This window comes from Bacillus sp. DNRA2, assembly GCF_012843265.1.
Taxonomy (GTDB): domain Bacteria; phylum Bacillota; class Bacilli; order Bacillales; family Cytobacillaceae; genus Bacillus_BU.
Window position 1 is genome coordinate 129,442 of sequence record NZ_JABAIT010000006.1, and the last position, 21,928, is coordinate 151,369.

Annotated in this window: 21 protein-coding genes; 10 read left to right on the plus strand and 11 right to left on the minus strand. The window is 43.3% G+C overall.

The genetic code is table 11. From position 1 onward, the window contains the following. Nucleotides 1-172 precede the first annotated feature (172 nt). Nucleotides 173-964: an N-acetylmuramoyl-L-alanine amidase gene (locus tag HHO41_RS07505; protein ID WP_169097079.1), complete on the minus strand. Its 792-nt coding sequence runs from the start codon at nt 962-964 to the stop codon at nt 173-175. A gap of 328 nt (nt 965-1,292) precedes the next feature. On the opposite strand from HHO41_RS07505, the gene folE reads away from it, so the two are divergent. Continuing rightward, entirely contained in the window at nt 1,293-1,841 is a 549-nt protein-coding gene (gene folE, locus HHO41_RS07510; protein WP_248278399.1) for a GTP cyclohydrolase I FolE, read from the plus strand. A gap of 15 nt (nt 1,842-1,856) precedes the next feature. Then, complete coding sequence (locus HHO41_RS07515) at nt 1,857-2,678, plus strand: SDR family oxidoreductase (protein WP_169097081.1); 822 nt, start codon at nt 1,857-1,859, stop codon at nt 2,676-2,678. 360 nt (nt 2,679-3,038) lie between these two features. Here the strand turns inward: HHO41_RS07515 and HHO41_RS07520 are convergent, their stop codons facing one another. Further along, entirely contained in the window at nt 3,039-3,803 is a 765-nt protein-coding gene (locus HHO41_RS07520) for an MBL fold metallo-hydrolase (protein ID WP_169097082.1), read from the minus strand. Nucleotides 3,804-3,921: 118 nt separating this feature from the next. On the opposite strand from HHO41_RS07520, the gene HHO41_RS07525 reads away from it, so the two are divergent. Continuing rightward, nucleotides 3,922-4,332 (plus strand): Lrp/AsnC family transcriptional regulator, encoded by a 411-nt coding sequence (locus HHO41_RS07525; RefSeq protein WP_169097083.1) that lies wholly within the window; start codon nt 3,922-3,924, stop codon nt 4,330-4,332. 115 nt (nt 4,333-4,447) lie between these two features. Here HHO41_RS07525 and HHO41_RS07530 read toward each other — a convergent pair whose 3' ends face one another. The 3 genes from HHO41_RS07530 to HHO41_RS07540 form a co-directional block, all read right to left on the minus strand. Next, entirely contained in the window at nt 4,448-5,053 is a 606-nt protein-coding gene (locus HHO41_RS07530) for a metalloprotease family protein (protein ID WP_169097084.1), read from the minus strand. 418 nt (nt 5,054-5,471) lie between these two features. Continuing rightward, nucleotides 5,472-5,966, minus strand: a complete 495-nt coding sequence (locus HHO41_RS07535) for a DoxX family protein (RefSeq protein ID WP_169097085.1) — start codon at nt 5,964-5,966, stop codon at nt 5,472-5,474. A gap of 339 nt (nt 5,967-6,305) precedes the next feature. After that, nucleotides 6,306-6,527 (minus strand): DUF3951 domain-containing protein, encoded by a 222-nt coding sequence (locus HHO41_RS07540; RefSeq protein ID WP_481747089.1) that lies wholly within the window; start codon nt 6,525-6,527, stop codon nt 6,306-6,308. A gap of 246 nt (nt 6,528-6,773) precedes the next feature. Here HHO41_RS07540 and HHO41_RS22720 point away from each other — a divergent pair, with 246 nt between their 5' ends. Beyond that, nucleotides 6,774-7,790: a transglycosylase SLT domain-containing protein gene (locus tag HHO41_RS22720; protein WP_169097087.1), complete on the plus strand. Its 1,017-nt coding sequence runs from the start codon at nt 6,774-6,776 to the stop codon at nt 7,788-7,790. A 284-nt stretch (nt 7,791-8,074) separates the two neighbouring features. Here HHO41_RS22720 and HHO41_RS07550 read toward each other — a convergent pair whose 3' ends face one another. The 4 genes from HHO41_RS07550 to yiaA form a co-directional block, all read right to left on the minus strand. Then, nucleotides 8,075-11,125 (minus strand): DEAD/DEAH box helicase, encoded by a 3,051-nt coding sequence (locus HHO41_RS07550; RefSeq protein ID WP_169097088.1) that lies wholly within the window; start codon nt 11,123-11,125, stop codon nt 8,075-8,077. A gap of 135 nt (nt 11,126-11,260) precedes the next feature. Further along, entirely contained in the window at nt 11,261-12,889 is a 1,629-nt protein-coding gene (locus HHO41_RS07555) for an SWIM zinc finger family protein (protein WP_169097089.1), read from the minus strand. Between the two features lie 447 nt (nt 12,890-13,336). Next, on the minus strand, nt 13,337-13,648 hold the full coding sequence (locus tag HHO41_RS07560; protein WP_169097091.1) for a hypothetical protein: 312 nt from the start codon (nt 13,646-13,648) through the stop codon (nt 13,337-13,339). Nucleotides 13,649-14,229: 581 nt separating this feature from the next. Next, complete coding sequence (yiaA, locus tag HHO41_RS07565; protein ID WP_169097093.1) at nt 14,230-14,700, minus strand: inner membrane protein YiaA; 471 nt, start codon at nt 14,698-14,700, stop codon at nt 14,230-14,232. Nucleotides 14,701-14,949: 249 nt separating this feature from the next. On the opposite strand from yiaA, the gene HHO41_RS07570 reads away from it, so the two are divergent. The 5 genes from HHO41_RS07570 to HHO41_RS07590 all read left to right on the plus strand — a co-directional run bounded on the left by HHO41_RS07570 (nt 14,950) and on the right by HHO41_RS07590 (nt 19,714). Beyond that, nucleotides 14,950-15,258 carry an AbrB/MazE/SpoVT family DNA-binding domain-containing protein gene (locus tag HHO41_RS07570; protein ID WP_169097095.1) on the plus strand — a complete coding sequence of 103 codons (309 nt, stop codon included), beginning with the start codon at nt 14,950-14,952 and terminating at the stop codon, nt 15,256-15,258. Further along, complete coding sequence (locus HHO41_RS07575) at nt 15,258-15,632, plus strand: type II toxin-antitoxin system PemK/MazF family toxin (RefSeq protein ID WP_169097097.1); 375 nt, start codon at nt 15,258-15,260, stop codon at nt 15,630-15,632. The genes HHO41_RS07570 and HHO41_RS07575 overlap by 1 nt, the downstream gene beginning before the upstream one ends. A gap of 441 nt (nt 15,633-16,073) precedes the next feature. Then, on the plus strand, nt 16,074-16,367 hold the full coding sequence (locus tag HHO41_RS07580; RefSeq protein WP_211171074.1) for an AbrB/MazE/SpoVT family DNA-binding domain-containing protein: 294 nt from the start codon (nt 16,074-16,076) through the stop codon (nt 16,365-16,367). Between the two features lie 63 nt (nt 16,368-16,430). Then, the gene (locus tag HHO41_RS07585; RefSeq protein ID WP_169097099.1) at nt 16,431-18,107 is read left to right on the plus strand and encodes an ABC1 kinase family protein; all 1,677 of its coding nucleotides are present in this window, start codon (nt 16,431-16,433) and stop codon (nt 18,105-18,107) included. A 1,013-nt stretch (nt 18,108-19,120) separates the two neighbouring features. Further along, nucleotides 19,121-19,714: a type IV toxin-antitoxin system AbiEi family antitoxin domain-containing protein gene (locus HHO41_RS07590; protein WP_169097101.1), complete on the plus strand. Its 594-nt coding sequence runs from the start codon at nt 19,121-19,123 to the stop codon at nt 19,712-19,714. Nucleotides 19,715-20,084: 370 nt separating this feature from the next. Here HHO41_RS07590 and HHO41_RS07595 read toward each other — a convergent pair whose 3' ends face one another. Continuing rightward, a complete protein-coding gene (locus HHO41_RS07595; RefSeq protein WP_169097103.1) occupies nt 20,085-20,489 on the minus strand; it encodes a hypothetical protein in 405 nt (134 codons plus the stop codon). After that, nucleotides 20,468-20,857: a HEPN domain-containing protein gene (locus tag HHO41_RS07600; protein WP_169097105.1), complete on the minus strand. Its 390-nt coding sequence runs from the start codon at nt 20,855-20,857 to the stop codon at nt 20,468-20,470. The genes HHO41_RS07595 and HHO41_RS07600 overlap by 22 nt, the downstream gene beginning before the upstream one ends. 107 nt (nt 20,858-20,964) lie before the next feature. Between HHO41_RS07600 and HHO41_RS07605 the strand changes: the two genes are divergently transcribed. Further along, a complete protein-coding gene (locus HHO41_RS07605) occupies nt 20,965-21,519 on the plus strand; it encodes a GNAT family N-acetyltransferase (RefSeq protein ID WP_348981235.1) in 555 nt (184 codons plus the stop codon). Nucleotides 21,520-21,928: the final 409 nt, after the last annotated feature.

Below are 21,928 nucleotides of genomic sequence, written 5' to 3' on the forward strand. Positions count from 1 at the left end.
TTAGGGTGTTCGAAGGTTTTTACTTGAGACCTTTTGAACACCCTTTTTTTATAAAAATAAAAATAGTTAGCTCATACCGCTGTAACGCAGCAAAGCAGTGGGGGACAGTCCCCCGCTGCTTTACCACGTTGCTGCGCTGGGGGACTGTCCCCCAGCACTTTAAAGCACTACATCACTCTGCGACTACAAATGCTGAGAAGCCGGCGTTTTTGGCCCGCATGACAAGCGCATCCGCATTGGCCTTATCCTTGAACGCGCCAATTTGCACTTTATAGAGTCCGTCCCGCAGCAATACGACCGCATCGAACCCCTTCGACCGAGCGTCCCCAGCAAGCTTATCGGCATTCTCCTTCACCTTGAACGCCCCAATTTGCACCTTGTACAAAACTGATGGATTCGGCGATGGTGCTGGTGCCGGTGCCGGTTTCTTCTGCAAATTAAACGCCCGCGCCAAGCCATTGGCATGTCCCCGCGCCAACGCATCTATGAAACTAGCAGACCGCAATTTCGTCGCATCATTGATATTATCAATAAACCCATTTTCTGTTAAAACGGCATCCATATTTGACTCGCGCAACACGTGGAAGTCTGCACTCTTCTTACCGCGATCAACGAAATTCACAACCTTCAACACCTCATCGTGAATCGCGTTCCGATACGTCGTCGTCGGCGCCCCCACACCAGGGTATATATAGCTCTCAAAGCCAGTCCCACCGCCGCTGTTAATATGAATGGATAGATAATAATCTGCGCCCCAACTGTTCGCCGCATTCGTCCGCTGCGACAAACTCACCGTCTGGTCACCCGTCCGGCTCATCAACACCGACACTCCAACATATTCATTCTCCAAAATATGTCTGACACCTGAAGCAATCTGCAGCGTCAAGTTCTTCTCTTGTAAGCCATTTCCAACAGCGCCCGAATCTGACCCACCATGCCCAGGATCAATAAATATCTTAACCATCTTGATTATCACCTCCACTATCAATATATGAGAAAAATAAAAATGTGCTTGGACATCAAGGTAAAATGCTCACACACTTTCTAACCCTGCCCGGCCTAGCTAGTAACTTCACAAGCTAATTAATTTTAATAACCGAATATTCTTGATAAAATAACCATCAGATTTATTTTTATAAAAAATAAAAACGACAGACACCTTATCCATACGAGAATGAATAAAAGGAGAGACAGAAATCATGTCTATCGAGCATACAATGTTAAAAGAAAACCTTGAGCTATTTGGAAAATTAAACAAAGACGGAAAAAGCATAGAACAAGCCCAAAATTTCATGAAAGCCTTAAAAGATTTAATGGCACTTTGCGGCGACGACCCAAACCGTGATGGGCTCCAAGAAACACCGCTCCGAGTCTTAAAAGCATTCCTCGAGTACACAGAGGGTTACAAAGAAGACCCGAAAGAGCATCTCAAAAAGACCTTCGACGTCAATCATCAGGAAATCGTCATGGTCAAGGACATCGAATTTTACTCCATGTGCGAGCACCACTTTGCACCATTTTTCGGAGTGGCCCATGTTGGCTACATTCCTGGCAGCAAAATCACAGGTCTATCAAAGCTAGGCCGACTTGTTGAAGGCTATGCGAAAAGATTTCAGGTTCAGGAGCGCCTAACCAATCAAATCGCGGACGCCATCGAGGAAATCCTAGAACCACAAGGAGTTATGGTTGTCATTGAGGCGAAGCATATGTGCATGTGCGGCCGTGGTATCAAAAAAACGGCAGCCTCGACATCCACCACGGCAGTAAGGGGTTTATACGCAAACGATGCCAGCGCTCGTCTGGAATTTCTAACCCTTCTAGAAAGACAATCTCGATTTTAAAAGGGGGGTAATAGGTTGAAACATGCAATTATCACCGCTGGTTCCAAAGGACTCGGGAAAAAGGTCACCGAGGCATTCCTCAAGAGTGGCTGCTCTGTTACGGTAAACTATCGCAGTGACCACACCAGAGTAACGGAACTTAAAGAAGAATGGTCCCATTACCAGGACCGTCTCCAATTTGTTCAAGGCGACATTACGAAGAAAGCCGATATCGAGAACATTGTTAGCGAAGCGATGAATCGTTTCGGCCGCATCGACTACCTGGTCAATAATGCTGGCCCTTATGTATACGAACAGAAAAAGCTCGTTGATTACGAAGACGAGGAATGGGACATGATTATTAGCGGCAACTTAAGTGCTGTCTATCACTTTGCCAAACTAGTCATTCCGATCATGCGTGCGCAGAAGTTTGGCCGGATCATTACCTATGGCTTTCAGGATGCTGAGCACACACCGGGTTGGCTCTATCGCTCGGCCTATGGTGCTGCCAAAGTTGGCCTTGTTTCACTCACGCGATCGATTGCCATTGAAGAAGCAGCTCACGGCATTACCGCAAACATGGTCTGCCCAGGTGACATCCAAGGTGACATGAAGGAGAGCGACATTGTCACTGCCCGAACTTCATCGGAGCCTGACCCGGCCAATACGCCAATCGGTCGCTCCGGCACTGGTGAAGACATCGCCCGCCTGATTAAATTCCTGTGCGAAGACGACTCGGACCTCATCACCGGCAGCGTCATCTCTGCCTCCGGAGCCATCAACGTCGTCAACCGCCGCCGCCACGCTTCAGCGCAGCAAAGCAGCGGGGGACAGTCCCCCGACGGTTTAAAGCGTTAAAGCAGCCTAGAGGCAAATGTAGATTAAAGAAGAGAAGCCCACCAAATTTTTGGTGGGCTTTCAATGTCATGGTAGTATAATAATCATATTGCGCATAAGAAACCGCCAATGGAGGGAAATCAATTGAACTGGATTACAAAGAACAAAAAAACAATCATACTAACACTCATCATCCTCTTCATCATCGCCGCCTTACTCGATCTCAAATACAAAGGAATCCTCTACCAACTCCTTAACTAAACATAAACTTTTTAACACGCTAAAGCGGTGGGGGACAGTCCCCCACCGCTTTAGCGCAGTACCGCATCGGGGGACAGTCCCCCGATGCGGTAAAGTGTTAAAGAGAAAATTATTAGATAATCAAAATGTATAGGATTCTCCATCATCTGGTACGAAGACATTAGTTGAGAGTCCTTTTTCATTAATAAAGCTTTTAAGCTCTTCTCGGGATAACCCCCAATGATTGACAGCCTCCATATGAACTGAAATAATTTTGGCCTCAGGCGCAGCCTGATAAACTTGATAAATATCATCTTTCCCCATTACTAAAGAGCCACCCACGAGGAACTGATTATCTCCACCATTAACCACAATAATATCTGGTTTATGTGTTTTTATAGCTGCATCGACAGCATCATACCATACCGTGTCACCAGCTACATAAAGCGTTTTTTCATTGGAGTGTTTGAAAACAACCCCACTTACCTGACCGGTACGTTTTAATATTTCTCCTCTTCCGTGCTTGCCCTTTGTTTTACTTAACTGGATACCGTCGTCAAAGACTGTATCATCATGTAAAACTTCAACATTTACAAAACCGACATTTCTTACTTCATCTGCATCCGCTTCATTTTGCACAAACACTTTGATCCCCTTAGGCAATACCGCTTTTGCAGTATCATCCCAGTGATCTAAATGTAAATGAGTAACGATGACAGCATCTAGGTTCCTTATGATCTCACCAATGGAAATAGGTAAACTGACTAAAGGATTTTTCTGGCATACCCGTAATGAAGGGAGGAATGGCGGGTAACTACCCTTTTCTGCTAAAAATGGATCTATTAAAAACCTTTTGCCTGCATATTGAACTACTAATGTAGCATTACGGATTAGTTGTATATTCATATTTTTTAACTCCTTTTCTTAGGATTACGTATAGTTTATACTATGACCCAATAACCCTTACATAGATGAAATCAAGTCTTTATGCGGTTTAGCTTGAAAAATGAAAGGAGTTGAAACCATGTTAGATAGTACAGATATGCGGATTTTAGATGAACTATCCAAGAACGGTCGCATCAAGATGAAAGAACTGGGTGAGAAGGTCCACTTGACTGGGCAGGCAGCATCAGCGCGAGTCGCCAAGTTAGAAGATAGCGGCATTATTGAGGGATATACTATTAAAATCAACCAAGTGAAACTGGGGTTTCTTGTTCACGCCATCATCAATATTTACACGAAAAGCGCTCACCATCAACCATATCTCGCATTCTTAAAGACCCAAGAACAATATGTAATCAATAACTACAAAATCAGTGGAGATAGTTGTTACCTGCTTGAATGTAAATTTCCATCCAATGAGAGATTGGATGAATTTCTGAGCGGCCTTGGAAACTATGTAAATTACAAACTATCAATAGTGATTAACAAATAGTGCAGGAATAAAAAAAGAGCGGATATAAAATGGGGCTTCACCCCTTCACCGCAGTGGGGGACAGTCCCCCACTGCTTTAACGCACCACCGCTACAGATTTCAATTTTGAAGCCCGTTAGCTTTTCCAATAGGTCTTATTTCCGTTACTTATTAACAATCCATTCTTAGGAACTTGAGTAATAATCAGAAGAAATAACAGTATATCTACTGATGATGCTAAAGAATTTAGTATTACCAAGGATTTTAAAGTAGAATTTAATAATCCACAAACCCCCAAGATAATCGTCAAAACAACTGAAATGATTACAAATGGTGCTACTGCAACCAGTATAAATCTTGATTTTTGAATCTTTTCTTCAGTGGCGACGAAACCACCTAACCAATGAATCCCAATAATAGTATTTTTTGATTTGATAAAATTTGGAATGAATATCAAATGAAGAAATTCGTGAAAAATGACAAGTAGTATTGTAAATAATATTATTTCTAAATTTATTGTAAATGAAACCGAATTAGGATATATACCAAAGTCCTTCAGCGAAACATTAGAAAAAATGTTCAATATCCCTATAGAGAAAATTCCATTGATAATCATTAAAGGAATAGATAATAAAAAAGTACTTATTAAATTTCTAGGTTCTTTCAATGGAACCCATTCATTTTTAATCAATTCAGAATGTAAACTCTGATTATACTTTGGCAATTTGTTACTTATTTTCACGAAATACCTCCATTTAAATATTTAATAGTTTAGTAAGACCCCAGTCTTAATATATACGTTTATATTTTGTGTAAGGTTTCCTCTACTGGAAAAATAATACTTTTAATTCATCGAAGCACATTGCTCCAGAGCACGCCGCTTCACCGTATCACCGCATCGGGGGACTGTCCCCCGATGCTTTACTGCGTGAAATCAATCGGAGTGGAAAGTTTAGTTTATAGCAGTGCCAACCAAAACCAACACACAAAAAAGGCATTCCAGCAGCTAAATTTCCCGCCAGAACGCCTAGTTATCATAATCAAAATTCCAAAAAAACTTTTTCTCCTTCATCACTTCACCGCATGGGGGGACAGTCCCCCAATGCTTTATTGTATTAAAGCCCCCAACTAATCCAGCCTCTTTTGCACTATTAACTAATTCATCCCGTTTTTTTAAATACCATTTTACGAATATATGGAACAACCCAGTAGTCTAAACCAAATTTCCCTGCATTAAACCCAGAGAATAGTATGATGAATCCTAAGAATATATCTGTTGGATTGTGGGATACAGTTCCAGCTAAGAAAAATGAGAAGTTCATGACTATTCCGAAAAACATGGCTACTGTGGTAAAGCATCCGACAATTAACCCCATTCCTATTAAGAATTCTCCTAAAGGAACAATCGTGTTAAAGAAATCAACATTTTGGAGAGCAATATTTTCTAAGAAATGAACATACCAACTATAGACCAAATCGCCATCAGGTCCTTTTACTGGGTTGGCGATTGCATTTTTCAAATATCCTGTTGCATCAAAGCCATCCCCAGTTAACTTTCCCCAGCCAGCCACTAACCAGGAGTAACCAAGATAAAGGCGAAGTAATGTTAGAATTCCAGCCGCAATTTTATTTTCTCGTAAAAAGCCAACTACCAATTAAAACATCTCCCTTTGAAATTATTAAATGTCCTAAAACAATAGGGTGTTATCAGTCAGCTATCTATAGCGACACACTGTAGTATATAAAAAATGCAAAAATATGGTGATGGGCTTTTGTGTTAAATTCCAATTTTTGGGTGTTGACGCTTTGCGACATCACCGCAATGGGGGACAGTCCCCCAGCGCTTTACTGCGTGATAGTAATCGGGGTGGAAAGTTCAGTTTCAACAGTGCCGACCAAAACCAAAACCAAAACCAAAACCAACAAAAAAGGCATCCCAGAAGCTAAATCTCCCGCCAGAACGCCTTGTTATCATAATCAAAAATCCCAAAAAACTATTTCTCATTTTTATCCTTATCGTCGCCCCGATCCTCATCTTCAACAATAATTTCCTGTTTCTCATGAAAAGCCACCTGAGATTGTCCAGTAATTTCATCAAAAGGGGTATAAAAGGGTGTGACACTCTTCTTCTTCCAAAAAACCTTATAAAAACCAATCATCACTAAAATAACAATCACAATAGGTAAACAAATTGCCATTAAACTCATTGGATTTATCGAAATTCTCCTTCATTTCTTCACCGCATTGGGGGACAGTCCCCCAATGCCTTAGTGCATTAAATCATAACCAAATAATGTTTAAAGTCTAGTATTTAATATTTCACTAAAAATACAAATCAAATTACTAATCTAGTATGTATGATAAAAATGAAAATGTAATTAATGATACTAAGTTACTCTCAAAAATAATTGCGTAAGTTTTTTACCAAAAAGTACACAATTTACTTAAGTGAGGAATACAGCATGAATAAACGCTTTTTGGCAAATTTTAAAAAATTCAAGCGTGTTTTAACAGTTTTTGTCTGGAAGATTACTCGAAAAATCTTGATTTTGATTGGAATAATTGCTCTGGTTACTTATTTTGCAGGGAAAGTAAATTGGGTACCCATGGAGAATTGGTTCATTGAAAAGATTGCTCGTCATGAACCTGTTAGTCAGCAAAGTAATCTACCCTTGCAACAGGGAAGAGTAAGCATCGAAGATACAATAGAATATAAAAAAGAAAGATATCTAGTTTTTAAAACCAACATAAGAAACACTGTTCAATTGTTGGGTTCAAAAATTGGCTTTGACAGCGGTGCCCATAATACTCAGTTAACAAGTATTGAAGGAGAAATCTCAAAGAAGAGCAAATACAAGGATTTACCTGTAAACGAATTAGAAGTTGATGAAAAACAGGTAACAGACCCAAAAATTGTTTTATCAGATTGGGATATTCTAAAAAAGAATATAAGTGACGGTTTTAAAGCGCTTGGAGAAACGATTGCTGTGAGAATTATGACAGAGGATGGTAAACCAATGATAGTAAAGGTAATAGATAACGAGCCTGTCGTCATTCCTTATGACTCTACGGACAATGTATTAAGGTGGGGAAAGGAAATATATGCTGCCTCATCAAAATACGGAATTGATCCAGCGATAATTGCAGCTATTATCGAACAAGAATCTGGTGGTAATCCAGATGCCAATAGCTCGGCTGGTGCCATCGGTTTGATGCAGTTAATGCCAAAAACTGCAGAGGGATTAGGCATAAATCCTTACGACCCTGCCCAAAACATAGATGGTGGAACAAAATATATAGCCTTGCAGCTTAATCGTTTTGGGAGTTTAGAATTGGCATTGGCTGCCTATAATGCTGGTCCTGGAAATGTGCTCAATATGAGGTATTTGTATATTTCAGAAACACAAAATTATATTCGTAACGTACCGGCATTAGTTCATAAATATCAAAATAAATTGCAGCAGGACTTTGTAGACTAATTTCTACAATAAATTAAAAATTTTATTCAATTAAAATGGTCTTTAAAAGTTTTTTTAGCTTTAAAAATGACTAATATGAATAAATATTAAAAGGAAAATTACAATTGTTAACAAAAAATACAAAGCATACAGAGTGATTAGTGTGTTTTATATTGTAAAATAATTTCATTCCATCAAAGTTCTACCATTTGAGCCCACTAATATTAGTGGGCTTGTTTTTTTCGTAAAGTACAATACTTAAACGGAGTGGAACATGAATATAAACTTAAATTGTTATAAAGTTATTACCCCAAACTCAACAAATCCTCAAGCTCCTGATCGCCAAGCTCCGTAATCCAGCTCTCACTCTGAATAATCTGCTCATTCAACGACTGCTTCTTCTCGAGCATCGCATCAATCTTCTCCTCAAGTGTCCCCGTCGAAATCAATTTATGCACATGCACAAACCGGTCCTGCCCAATCCGGTACGCCCGGTCCGTCGCCTGATTCTCCACCGCCGGATTCCACCAACGGTCGTAATGAATCACATGATTCGCTGCCGTCAAATTCAAGCCCGTCCCGCCAGCCTTCAAACTCAGCAAGAACACCGGAAACTCCCGCTCCTGGAACCGCTCAATCATCACATCCCGCTGCTGCTTCGGCACCGATCCATTCAAAAACGGCACCTCCACACCAAAGCGCGACCGCACCACCTTGCGAATCATCTCACCCATCTCAATATACTGGGTAAAAATCAAACAGCTCTCGCCGCCAGCAAGTACCGCATCAACCAACTCAACCAACTTCTCCAGCTTCGAAGACCGCTCCAATAAATGTGCTGGCCGCGGCTCTTTCAAATACAACGCCGGATGATTACACAGCTGCTTCAACCGCCCCAACATCTGCAAAATCAAGCCCTTCCGCTCAAAACCGCTTAAAGACTCAATCTCACTAAACGTATCCTTCACCAGCTGCTCATACAACGACGCCTGCTCCGCCGTTAACGGGCAATACTCCTTCTGCTCCAACTTATCCGGCAAATCGAGCGCCACATCCTCATCCTTCTTCGTCCGCCGCAACAAGAATGGCCGAATCAGCCCCTGCAGCCGCTCAACCGCATCCTTATCGCCATCCTTCTCAATTGGCGCCACAAACTGCTTCTGGAAGCGCGGCAAACTGCCCAAATACCCATGATTGATAAAATCAAAAATCGACCACAGCTCGCTCAACCGATTCTCCATCGGTGTACCTGTCAACGCAATATGATGGCCACCGCGCAACTTCCGCACCGCCCGAGACTGCTTCGTCCCAGCGTTCTTAATATTCTGCGCCTCATCAATCGCAATCGTACTCCACGAAACGCTCTCAAACTCCGCAAAATCCAAATGCGTTAACCCATACGACGTCAAAACCAAATCACACCCGGCAACCTGCGCCCGAAACTCATCGCCCTTCAAACGCGAAGAACCATAATGCAAGTACACCCGCATCTCCGGCGCAAATCGCTCAATCTCCTTTTGCCAGTTCCCGAGCACCGATGTCGGACACACAATCAACGCCGGTCCGCTCGCGACCAACCCTTCTGATTTTACCAAAAGCAAATATGACAGAAGCTGCACCGTTTTCCCCAAGCCCATATCATCGGCCAAACAAGCCCCGAAACCGACCCGCCGCAAAAACCACAGCCAGCTCATTCCGAGCTCCTGATACGGTCGCAACTCCCCGACAAAACCGCTCGGCACCGGTACCAGCGGAATCTCCTTCGTATCATTCAACTGCTGCACCAACTGCCGCCACTGCCGATTCAACTCAATCTGAATCTTCGCGAACGCCTTCGGATTCTCAAGCTCATCACCATGCGCATCATCCGTATCCGAAAGCAGCTCCTGCTCCAGCAAATCGCGCACATGAAGTCCTTCTTTATCAGCCTTCTTCATCAAATCCTGAATCTGCCGGATAAACTGCGGATCAAGCTTAATCCAACGCCCGCGCACAAACACCAAGCGCCGCTTCTCATCAACCATCTGTTGAAACTCCGCCTCCGACAACTCCACACCATTCATCGAAAACCGCCAATCATAATCAAGCAAAGCCGACAGCCCCACAAACGACTGGCCCCGACTCGACGCACCCTTCACCCGCGCCTTCACCTTCAAATTCGCGGTCTTCATCGCCTGCCACCAAGCAGGGAGGAGGATCTCCACACCAAGTGCCACCAACGTCTCACTCGCCTCAGTCAAAAACTCCCAAGCCTCAAACTCCGTCAGCACCGTCGTCAACCGGCCCTTCTTACCCTCAAGCCACGGAAATAGCCCGATCAAGCGTCGCTCATCAACTTCAACTCTGTCCACAAACGGCAACCACTCACGCGGCACCGCACCACCCTCAATATCACATACCGAAAACAACGCCAAAGCATCCTCGCCCGTCTTCCCGCGCAAAAACACACTCAAACTCCAAGACTCATGCGCCTCAGCCGGCTCCTCAAGCTGCAGCCCCACCGTAAACGGCGTTGGATCCTCGCGCAGACCAATCCATTGGCGCCAACTCTCCTCATCGAAATAATGCGCAAGCGCCCGCGCCGAAATCCCCAACTCCCGCAAATGCGCCAATCTCTCACCAAACATCTGCTTCATCTCAGCATCCTGCTCTAAATACGCATCCAGCGCTTGATTATACCAATCCTTGATAAAATCAAGCAGGGGCCGCTCGACTTCCAGCCTTCCGTCTTTCACAAAATCCGTATCCGCCCCCGAAGCCCCAGCGCCACTAACTTTCACACCAGGAACTCCAGAAAGCGCCACGCCCTCTGGAACACCGCCCGCAGCTTTCGATTCCACAAAACCCCCGGCAACGCCCAGGCCATCCGCGCCATCCACACCGACCTCATCATCCTCAACCACAAAAACCGCGCCGTCACGCACTACCAGCTTCTGCTCCCAAAACCCCGGACCAAACTCGCTCAACACACGTTCCGGCACCGCCCAGCGAAACTCCTCACTCGACTCCCACGCCGCAAAATCCGGCAGCCAATCATGCTCAACGACCGCATCATACAACGCCGAACCCGCCGCCAAGCCAACCTGCGACAAATCATCCCAGTCCCACTCAATAAACCGATTGAACGGCTCAGAACTAAACAGCGTCACCAGCTCCCAGCCATTGACCAGAACACCCTCAGCGCCTCCAATCGCAGAAACCTCCAACATCGTCCCATACACACTCTCCCGATGATGGAAAAACAACAAATGCTTCCACGCAGCAACCGGAACCACCTCGCCATCCTCATCAACAGCCTTCACAAAAAAACGCCGGCGATCGTCAGCGCCATCAAAAGGGAAAAGCTGAACCTTCATATACCTCGACCTAAGCAAAAACCAACACCCCCTACCAAATCACCGCACCACCGCACCGGGGGACAGTCCCCCGTCACTTCACCGCATCACCGCGCTGAGAGACAGTCCTCCAAGCCCAATCTTGCGCCACTCGACCTAAGCGTTAATCAACTTTCCTCGCACACATTCCTCCTGAAACGCCCGCAAACGCCGCGTCTGCACCTGCAACAACCCAAAAAATCGCTCCCACTCATCCAACCGGTCCAACTTCTTATAAAACGTCCGCACCTTCTTCAACAACCGCACCGCCGCCCGATAACCAACCCGATTCTTCAAATCAATCTGACTCTGAATCGCCTGGTGATAAAGAGGGAGGAGAGCATCAGGCTCACGCTTGGCTATCTCCTTCAACCGCTCACTATCCAAATACGAAAGCTCCAGCCCAATCATCGCCTGCAGCTCAGCCCACTTTCGATAAGCACCTTCCTTATATAAAAACGAATCATACACCCGATAACTATAAGGCAAACAAACCACCATCGTCCGCTCCAGCAAATCGCCCCGGCCCGCCGCCTCACAATACGGATAAATCAAATCCAACGCCATCCCCGTGAAATCCGTCCCCGCCTCATAATCAGCCAACATCTGCAAATACTCATACAAACGGCCCACGAACAACTCCACATACGGCGCAACCCGCTTCCAATCCTTCTCCGCATTCAACGCCTCCAACCAAAACAACAAATACGGCATCACCCGCACCGACAACTCGCCCAGCGCCTCAAGCGCCTGCTCATCATTCCGCGCCAACACCTGCTGATGCACCAACGCAATATTCAACGCCAAATCATCCTCAGCCTGCTCAAACGCCTGATACAACCACTGCCGCTCCTCATTGCGCCAATCCGCCTTCTTCAACAACCCGCTCCACAGCAATCGGTACAAGTGAATCCCCTCATACTCAACCACCTTATTCACAAACAACAAATCGCGCGCAACATCCTTCATCCTCACAATAAAATCATCAAACGCAAACGGCATCGACGACACCGCAAGCCGCGCCATCGCCTTCTCCGCGTCCTCCATCAACGTATGAAACAAATGACGATAATACCGATCCACCATATAAGCCGTATGCCCGTACTCCCGGCTCAACTCACCCAAAAGCAAAAACGACTGCACCCCGGCCACCAACTCATACAAATACCGCCACTCCTGCTCAACCGGCGAATCCGCCCGCACCCGGCGCCAATAAACCGCAAACAAATCACTCACCACATACGGATTCGGCTTACCCTGCCCATACATAATCGACTCAAAATTCCGCGTAAAACTCGCCATCCACGCATCAAAATCCGCCTCAGGCCGTTTATTCGACCTCAACAAATCTCGCGCCGTCTTCAACCCCGAAAGCACCACCGCACTTTTCTCCACATTCGGCTGCCGAAACTCCTCAACCCACTGCGCCACACTTCCAGCAGCAAGCTCCAAGCTTTTGAAAAATACTGCTAAGCTGTGCCGACAAAACGACTCAGAAGGGCACGAACACGAACTCCCCGCTAAATCATCCAAATTCAGTCGCACCGAGACCGGCGTCACATCCTGCACCGTAGCAGTCGCCTGATCTCCATCAAACCGTAGCTGGTGGACCAAGCCTTGCCGAAAAATCATCAATCCCTTTTGCACAAGCTTCACATGCTCTGCGACCTCCGGTCGCAACAGCCCCTTCAAATCCCGCGCCGCCTGATCCAACATCTCCGCTGTATACTCATTAATGGTCGCCACAACAACCAACCCCTTCAGAAACAGGGGGACGGTTCTCCTGTTTCCCTAAAATCTTCCACACGGACAACCAACCCCTCTAAAAAATCCATAATATCTAATTATACCAAATTCTCCCCACAAAACCGAGGCACCCGCCAAGCTTTCAATCGATCACAGAAAAAAATAGCGGGGGAGAAGTTGCCATTGACTACCTAATTTTCAGAGTACGACCAAAAATAGGTCTCCAATGAGGCCTATTGAGTACATAATTTTCTATGACCGCAAATATTAAGGCGTCAATCGTAAACATCATTAATTATTCAACCCCAAGCTAACACTCAGAAGCTCTCTAAATTACCTTTTTTCGGTTTAGGCTCAACCACGCACACAATAAATCGCAAACAAAACCCAACAAAAAAACCGCCAGGACTAACCTCCCAGCGGCCTCAAACACTATATCAATCCTAATCACTTATTATAAACATACAACTCTTCATCTTCATTTCGCTTATATCGAAACACTAGCGCAAACACAAAAATTGCCGCCGTCAACACCCACGTGAACAAAAACGCCATCCCGAGCCCCTCATTCGCACTATGCGTCGGGTTTGATAATTCTCCACTCACCGAGGACAAAACCGGATAGGCCATACCAATATATGCTATAACAAATAACGCAACCTTACTGCGAGACTTCCGCTCAACCTTCGTATACACCAACAAAGTACTAAAGAAGAGCAAGAGCAACGATAATACCGCAACCACTAATATAATCTGCAAACCAGTCTCTCCCTTCCTTTACATGCTGCTTTACTATTTCGAGAAAACGAAAAGAAAATCCTCCTAAAAATTTAGAATTTTATAAATTTAATAAAAATCGCCAAAAACCCGCAAAAACCCCAGAAAAATGCCGAAAAATCACCATCTCTATTAAAATAAAAACCTTCGAACCCTTGAAATATCATTATTACTAAAAAATAAATCTGTAAAATCTCGTCGAAAAAAATTGGGGGAAGAGGGGACAAGCCGCGACCCAAAAACAAGGCTCCGTCATAATTCAAAGTTGGTTTTCCTGTAGGTATGAGGATTCATAAACGGAGAAATTCCGTTTAATCGAAAAAGAGGAAGCCTAAATTGCCAAAATAAGCGGAGAAATTCCGACTAACTGCTCTAAATAGGACAAAATTCAAAGATTTCAATCAAATAGACGGAAAACCTCCGCTTATTTTCAAGGAAATATGGGTATTTCCCGATTTAAGCGGAATTTTTCCGTCTAAATCATCATTCGATTCAGCTATCTCAGAGCCAAACACAAAAAAATACCCGCCCCCACAAAGGAGACAGGTATCTCTAGCAAACTACTATTCTCTTTCTCTAGCCTGCTGCGTATCGCGAATATTCTTTTGCACGGTGATCGCCGCAAACAAACTAAGCACAAACGCCATCCCGTAAAAGCCCTTTTCACTCAACACAATACTTCCGGCGTTGTACAACCCAATCGCCATCAACGAAATCGACACAACCAGCGCAAACCAGCTAATCCCATAATAAATCGCTGTCACCGGAATGCCCTCTTCCTTATCCCGAACCGCCTTTTGCAACGATACCGACGCATAAAGCCCGAACACCAAAACCGCAAAATAGTAACCTTTTTCGTTTAACTGCATCGTCGCATTAAACAAACCGATGAGATACGCGGCAACCCCAACCATCAACGCCGCCCATGACGCCCCTTTAAACGCCGCCGTCGGTTCGCCTTGCTTTCGCTCAACCTTCCGTCTCGGCTCGGTTTGCTTGTCTTTATCAAAGAAACCCCCATTATCATTGGCCATCGAAAACTTCGCCCCTATCTTTTTTTTATAAAAATAAAGATAGACCACAGCTGAAACCCAGTGATGCTCTACCTATAACTTATTATATAAAATTTTCCAACAAATAATAGCTATTTTCAACATAATTCCAATCGTGGTTTTTGAAAATGGCATCGTTGTGAAAGAGGGATATACCTCAAAAAATAGGAGTATCAAAACTTAGCTCTGTGTATATACTATGTATATACTTGTGTGGTTGGGGGTGATATAATGGGCTCAAAGAAGGATTTTGAATCCCAAAAAAACAACGGTAAAGGGGTTGACTATGTGTCTACAGTCATTGCTCAAAAATGGGGGAACAGTCTCGGAATCCGAATCCCTAAAGAGGCAGCTGAGAGAATAGGTATCGACCAAGGTTCTGAAATGGAATTAAATGTGATTGGAAAAGAAGGTATCATCACATTAAAACCAAAACGAGCACGGAAGAAATACACACTGGATGAACTAATAGCCCAGATAACTCCAGATAATCGTCACCAGGAAATTGATTTAGGGACAGAAGGACGTGAGCTAATTTAATGGCAAACGTACCAGAGCGAGGCGATTTAATTGTCCTAAACTTCAATCCGCAAGCAGGACATGAGCAGGCAGGGAGAAGGACTGCAATCGTTTTATCACCTAAAAAATTTAATCAAGCAACAGGATTTGTAGCCGTCTGCCCAATAACCAATCAAAAGAAGGGGTATCCCTTTGAAGTGAACTTACCAGAAGGAGGAATCCCCCTTGGTGACGGTGGTTTCCCAATAACGGGCGTAGTGTTAGCTGACCAAGTAAAATCGTTAGATTGGACAGCTCGTAACTTAAAAGTTTTAAAAAAATATGATTCATCAGATTCATTTATTGATGAAATCATTGATGAGTGTTTAGCGAAAATAGCAACATACCTAACGTAACCTTTCTTAGATAAGAATAGGTTATTTTTTTATGAATATTTCCGATAAATCTCCATAAAGTGCCTAGATCCCGCACAGATTCCTTGACCTGGCATTCTTACGGACTCCATAGACCTTATTTACGGAAAAACCCTCATTTTAACAGACCTATCGGACACAGGGGACCTTATTGATCTAAAAAACTATAAATCAACCCTACTTTCTAGCAAATAAGGAATCCTATGTCCGCACTGCAAAACAAATCAGTCTTCCCAGCAAAATAACGCACCTAATGTCCGCATCCAAACCCTCTAATCCTCCGTCATCATTATTCCGAAATAAAAATATGTATTAATAGTGAACTCACTACCATGTATGAAAAGTATGATTTATCATACATGTATGAGATAGATGTATCTTAACAAATAATATAGCAAACTAACTTTAGGGAGATGTATCGATATGATGAATCACGGCAAAATTTTAGGCACAACAAGCATGGGCGAAAGAGGGCAAGTTGTCATTCCGGCTGAGGCGCGCGAAGAATTAGATATTAAGCCAGGTGAAAAATTCGTCGTATTTGGCAATCCGAAACGAGGCACAATTATCCTCGTCAAATCAGAAATCATGAACAAATTTGCCAATCTATTTTTCAACAAATCGAAGCACTTCGAAAAAATGGCCAAAGCAATCATGGATAAAACAGAAGCAGACGAAGACCTAGACGTTGACATCGAGGACGACAAATCAAAATAATCACCCCAGAATAGACTTACGCATGCTTGTCCAATTAAGCAGGCGTTGAAAGGAAGGCCAAGGATGCGTGAAGTAAAACACCTCATTTTCAATAAACGATTTCGGACAGTATTCTTCATGTTCATCGGATTTTTCGCCCAATTCTGGTGGCTTGGAAAAACAAAACGATTCCTAACGAAAGACAAGCTCAACCAAAAATATCAAGCAATCTACACCGCTCAAGCCACCAAATTTACGGAGACCGCAGTGGAACTAGGTGGCCTAATTATCAAACTCGGCCAATTTGCCAGCACCAGAGTCGATATTTTACCAAAAGCATTCACCGATATCTTAGCCGAACTGCAAGATTCTGTTTCTCCGGTAAAATCAGAACTAATCGTCGAAACCATTGAAACCGAACTATCCAAACCAATCAACACACTTTTCACAGACTTTAACCGCACGCCGGTCGCAGCCGCTTCACTAGGACAAGTCCACCGGGCCACCCTACACAACAACGAAGAGGTTGCCGTAAAGGTGATGCGTCCAGGAATCAAAGAACTTGTAACCGTCGACCTAGCAACCATCCGCGTCTTAATCGCGTTTGCGAAGCGCTTTACGAAAGTGTCCAAATTCGTCGATCTTGACGATATTTACACAGAGTTCCACGAGGTCATCACCGAAGAACTTGATTACCAAAATGAACTCAAAAACATGGAGCAATTTCGCAACGAATTCGCAGAATTTCCCGGCGTTGCCATCCCGCAAGTTCACAAGGAATACGCAACGAGTAAAGTCCTCGTGATGGAATATATTGATGGCGTCAAAATCAACGAGGTCGATAAACTCGAAGGGACCAAAATCAACAAAAAGAAGCTTGCTTCAATCTTGTATATATCATATCTAAAGCAATTGTTAGAGGATGGCTTTTTCCATGCCGACCCTCATCCCGGCAATTTATTGGTGAAAAGCGATGGCACGCTAGTCTATATTGATTTTGGCATGGTCGGCAGAATCTCAACCGAAATGAAAGAGAACATGGTCAAGCTTGCTCTAGCCATCTACATGAAGGACGCCGGCGGAATCGCCAATGCCTTTGATGACCTTGGATTCCTACGGAAACAAGCAGACAAAACCGCTTTAACCAAAAATATCAAACTGATTCTATCAGGCTTTTCAGGCGACAGCTTTTCCGTCAAAACCTTTCAAAACGAAGAAATGCTCGAGGAATTACGCCAATTTCTATACCAGCAGCCATTCCAAATTCCGTCCCAGACAACGTTCCTCGGCAAGGCCATCATCTCGGTCTTTAGCCTTTGCCGCTTCCTGGACGACGACTTTGACTTGGTCACCATGACAAAACCATACGTCGAAGACATGGTCAAACTCGACACCAACAACCCGGCCAAAGACGCCGTGCTCGACCAAGTGAAAAACACCGTAGCAGCGATCATTCCTTCTTTTCGAAAAATCGTGCAGTTGGTCGACCAATTCGAGTCAGGCGAAATGCGAATCGCCCCGTCGCTACTTTTCGAAAAAAACCTATCCGAAAATCAACAGAACCAGACTCGCCGGATTGTGCTCGCTCTGTTCGGAACGGGGCTGTTAATTGCAGGAGCAACACTCGTGGGCACATACCAAGAGGCAGGACTTATTATGATGATATCCGGAGGCCTGTTCACTCTCATGCAAGCTCTCCGCACCGGCCGCGGCGGAGGCCGACCACGGAGAAGACATCCATTCATGCATCCAAAGCGGTAGAGCGGGGGAGGACAGCCACGAGAGAGGGAGTTCTCCCTCTCGTTATTTTTTTCAAATCAAGGGTACTAAGAAGCCTTTTAGTTACCTATTTTTGGACCTAAAGCAAAACCAGGGCACTAACCAACATATTAGTGCCTTATTTCAATTGTGTCTCGGAAATCGAGGGTACTTATAGGAGCTTTAAGTGCCCTATTTTTATAGTTAGAACAAAAACCAGGGCACTTAACGACCTGATAAGTGCCCTATTTTCGGAGCTAGAACAAAAACCAGGGTACTTATCAACCTGATAAGTACCCTATTTCTATCGCACCTCGGTAATCGAGGTCACTTAGAAGACGGCCATTTCGCATTCATTAATGTTGATCTTTAGGGGCAGATCCATAAATCGTTACCCCTGAAGTGTACAATCACCAGCTAGGGGTAACGAAACAATCCCAAACGTTACCTCTGAACTGCGAAATTACAAGCCAGGGGTAACGAATCGAGCCCAATCGTTACCTCTAAAGCACAAACCCACCCGCTAGAGGTAACGAATCGAACCTAAACGTCACATCTGAATTGCAAAACCCACCAGAAGAACACCCTCCGCAGCCTCAAAATGACCTATTTTCGGAAAAACCATTCCACGCACCCAGCCAAACCCAAAACCAAATCAATCTTCAACCGCTCACTCATCCACCACCGCCACAAACCATTCCTTCCCATCAAACACATTCGGTGCCGGCACCATCTCTTTCACACCATTTCGGAAAAAATAATTCCAATTTTCAGGGAACATCAGCGCCCGGCAATAACCCCACCCCGCTTGTATTCCGCATAATAAGGAACCCAACCGAAACAGAAACCTTATATTAATGCTGTGATGTAGGAAGGATATATGTTTTTGCATATACACTGTAATTGAACTTTATTAAAGCATAAATGCAAATTACAATTGGATATCAACTTCAAAAATTTGCATTTATGCTTAAAAAATATATAATTAAAGCACAAATGCAAAGGAGGATGATAATATGAGTTATCGTGAACAATTAGAAAGCTTAATTGCAGATAACAATGGAATCGTGATTACCCATGAAGTTGAGCATCATGGTATCCCACGCCATTATTTAACACTTCTTTTGAGAGAGGGAAAATTGGAACGTGTGTCTAACGGGATTTATGTAACTCCCGATACATTTGAAGATGAAATGTATATTCTGCAGATGAAAAAGACAAAGGTTGTATTTTCTCATGAAACGGCATTATTTCTACATGATTTAACGGATAGAGATCCACTTGAATGGTCAGTCACCGTCCCTTCTGGGTACAATGCCACGAAATTAAGAGATGCTGGTATGAGTGTATATACTGTTAAAAAAACACTGCATTCAATGGGGACAACTGAAGTTAAAACTCTGTTTGGGAGAAAGGTTACAGCCTATAATAGGGAACGGACCATTTGCGATATTGTTCGAAATCGTAATAACATGGACGTTGCCATTTTAAACGATGCATTGAAAAGATATGTTGGAAGTAAGGATAAAAATGTGTCCTTATTAATGGAATATGCTAAAGAACTACGAGTCCAAAAAATTTTAAGAAATTATCTGGAGATTTTATTATGAAAAGTTCGAATGGTTCCTGAAACTACAAACAGGATGGCAGGTTCTATAAATCGTTACCCCTACAGTACAAAAATACAGCCCAGGGGTAACGAATCGAGCTCTAAGCCAAAGCCTTTGAACTCCCCAACCAACTTAAGTTACCTATTTTTGGAGTTAAGTAAAACTGAGGGCGCTAAATAGGGTTCTAAGTTACCTGTTTTGGGAGTTAGGTAAAATCGAGGGTACTAATGGGTGCTATAAGTGACCTATTATGTGAATAAAAACAAAAATAAGGGTACTTATCAACCTGATAAGTACCCTATTTCTATCGCACCTCGGTAATCGAGGTCACTTACAAGACGGCCATTTCTCATTTCATTAATGATGATCTTTATGCTGGTTGTACTCTGTATATGAAGGCATCTTCAATATAACTATTTCCGATTCTATTTCTTGAAAATCTAATACCATTAATATCATTTGGTCCAGTATGAATTGCTTGGCTTAAGATCATTATTAATGGATGATTGGGACTAATAACAGTAATGTTTTCCAATGAAAAACCAACGGAAACACCAGAATTCTTCATGTCTTTTAAGACTTTACTGATATGGGAATATGCTTTTTTAGGACTTGAGAAGTCAGCAATTTTAGATGCAATAATCAATCTCCAACTATCTGACTCAGAGTTATAGAGCCATAAGGCAGAATGGACATTAATATGTGCCTTATCTAATTCTTTTATAAGGATTTCTCCGTCTTTAAAATCCCTTTCTACCAATGTTGTTTTATCCACTCTAATACCCCCTCGTTTGGATCAGATACTGCTTCATAGATATCCTGTGCTTCAGTTTGAGTGTGTTTCTTATAGCGATCTTGCTCGGACCAATCCTTTACAACGGCCCAGTTTACATCTAGATCATCAGGACGGTTAATCCCAATAACACTTATTAATTTTGATAAATCATGCGTATAAATTTTATCGGTAATTTTTTTGTCGGGAAAATCAAATTCTTTAGTCTTTTTGGCAATACAGGCTTTTAGTGCACATTCAAGTACATATCCGGATAAATAATATGCCCCATCATAACACTCATTATCTAATAAAACCTTTGCATCTCTTAATCTTATTAGCGCTAGTTCCTGAAAGTCTCCTCTGTTCATTATGACCCTCCCAAAGCTACCAAAATTTATGTATGATTATAATAAGTCTACCATAGCGTATTGGAGAAACAAGGGGGAGGCTGCCGCTGTTTACAAGGAGGGGTATCGTGGAAAAGTTTATAGCAAAGAAATTCACAACGATGCATGGAGATGATTTTGTCGTCCGTTCAGCCTTACCAGGGGATGCTAAAGAAGTGTTAACCATGAACAAGGCAATCTTTGCGGAAGCGCCGTATTTGCTAACGACTGAAGCTGAATTTACGATAACCGTCGAACAAGAACAGCTTTTTCTAAAGCGAACCAATGATGATAATGGAAAAATCGCCCTCATTGCTGTCCTCGAAAAAGAAATCATCGGTTTCTTGCATTTTGAAAATGGGCACAGACAACGAATTAAGCACCAAGGCACAGTGAGTATGAGTGTAAAAAAAGCATACCGAAATATGGGCGTCGGCAAAGCCTTATTAACTTCGCTGTTGGAATGGGCGGAAAACAATCCGCTTATTGAGAAAGTCTGTCTCGAGGTGTTTGCTGATAATCTAGGTGCCATAAGCCTATACAAAAGCATGGGCTTTACTGAAGAAGGTATCAAAAAGAGGGCAATTAAGAAATCTAATCACGAATATCACGATTTGATTTTGATGGCACGTTTTGTGGAATAAATTTGATTTTTTTCATACAAAAAACGCATGGAACCTACCGCGGCGCGAGGCAGGTCCATGCGTTTTTTTTCGGACATTGAGTTCGCTATTTTCCTTAAAAGGGCTATTTTGAAAATTTAACGGACACTGAGTTCCTTAATCACAAAAAAATCATACCAATCATCAATCTTTAAGCTAAATAGGAGCTCAAATGTCCGATAAAACTGAAAAATCATCATTCCGAGTCAAATAAGGGCAAATATGTCCGTTCACTCGCTCTCCCATTACTGCAACTGATCCAGATGAACTAGAAATGGGAGGCAGTTCAATAAAACGTTACCCCTGAACTGCAAAATTCCAGGCCAGGGGTAACGAAACAAACCCAAACGTTACCCCTGAACTGCGAAATTACAAGCCAGGGGTAACGAAT

What these genes read in the sequence shown, in the direction of transcription:
- folE (WP_248278399.1), top strand. Translation starts at nt 1,293, where the DNA reads ATGAAAGCCTTAAAAGATTTAATGGCACTTTGCGGCGACGACCCAAAC.
- HHO41_RS22720 (WP_169097087.1), top strand. Translation starts at nt 6,774, where the DNA reads ATGAATAAACGCTTTTTGGCAAATTTTAAAAAATTCAAGCGTGTTTTA.
- HHO41_RS07525 (WP_169097083.1), top strand. Translation starts at nt 3,922, where the DNA reads ATGTTAGATAGTACAGATATGCGGATTTTAGATGAACTATCCAAGAAC.
- yiaA (WP_169097093.1), bottom strand. Translation starts at nt 14,700, where the DNA reads ATGGCCAATGATAATGGGGGTTTCTTTGATAAAGACAAGCAAACCGAG.
- HHO41_RS07585 (WP_169097099.1), top strand. Translation starts at nt 16,431, where the DNA reads ATGCGTGAAGTAAAACACCTCATTTTCAATAAACGATTTCGGACAGTA.
- HHO41_RS07520 (WP_169097082.1), bottom strand. Translation starts at nt 3,803, where the DNA reads ATGAATATACAACTAATCCGTAATGCTACATTAGTAGTTCAATATGCA.
- HHO41_RS07580 (WP_211171074.1), top strand. Translation starts at nt 16,074, where the DNA reads ATGATGAATCACGGCAAAATTTTAGGCACAACAAGCATGGGCGAAAGA.
- HHO41_RS07600 (WP_169097105.1), bottom strand. Translation starts at nt 20,857, where the DNA reads ATGAACAGAGGAGACTTTCAGGAACTAGCGCTAATAAGATTAAGAGAT.
- HHO41_RS07575 (WP_169097097.1), top strand. Translation starts at nt 15,258, where the DNA reads ATGGCAAACGTACCAGAGCGAGGCGATTTAATTGTCCTAAACTTCAAT.
- HHO41_RS07505 (WP_169097079.1), bottom strand. Translation starts at nt 964, where the DNA reads ATGGTTAAGATATTTATTGATCCTGGGCATGGTGGGTCAGATTCGGGC.
- HHO41_RS07590 (WP_169097101.1), top strand. Translation starts at nt 19,121, where the DNA reads ATGAGTTATCGTGAACAATTAGAAAGCTTAATTGCAGATAACAATGGA.
- HHO41_RS07570 (WP_169097095.1), top strand. Translation starts at nt 14,950, where the DNA reads ATGGGCTCAAAGAAGGATTTTGAATCCCAAAAAAACAACGGTAAAGGG.
- HHO41_RS07550 (WP_169097088.1), bottom strand. Translation starts at nt 11,125, where the DNA reads ATGAAGGTTCAGCTTTTCCCTTTTGATGGCGCTGACGATCGCCGGCGT.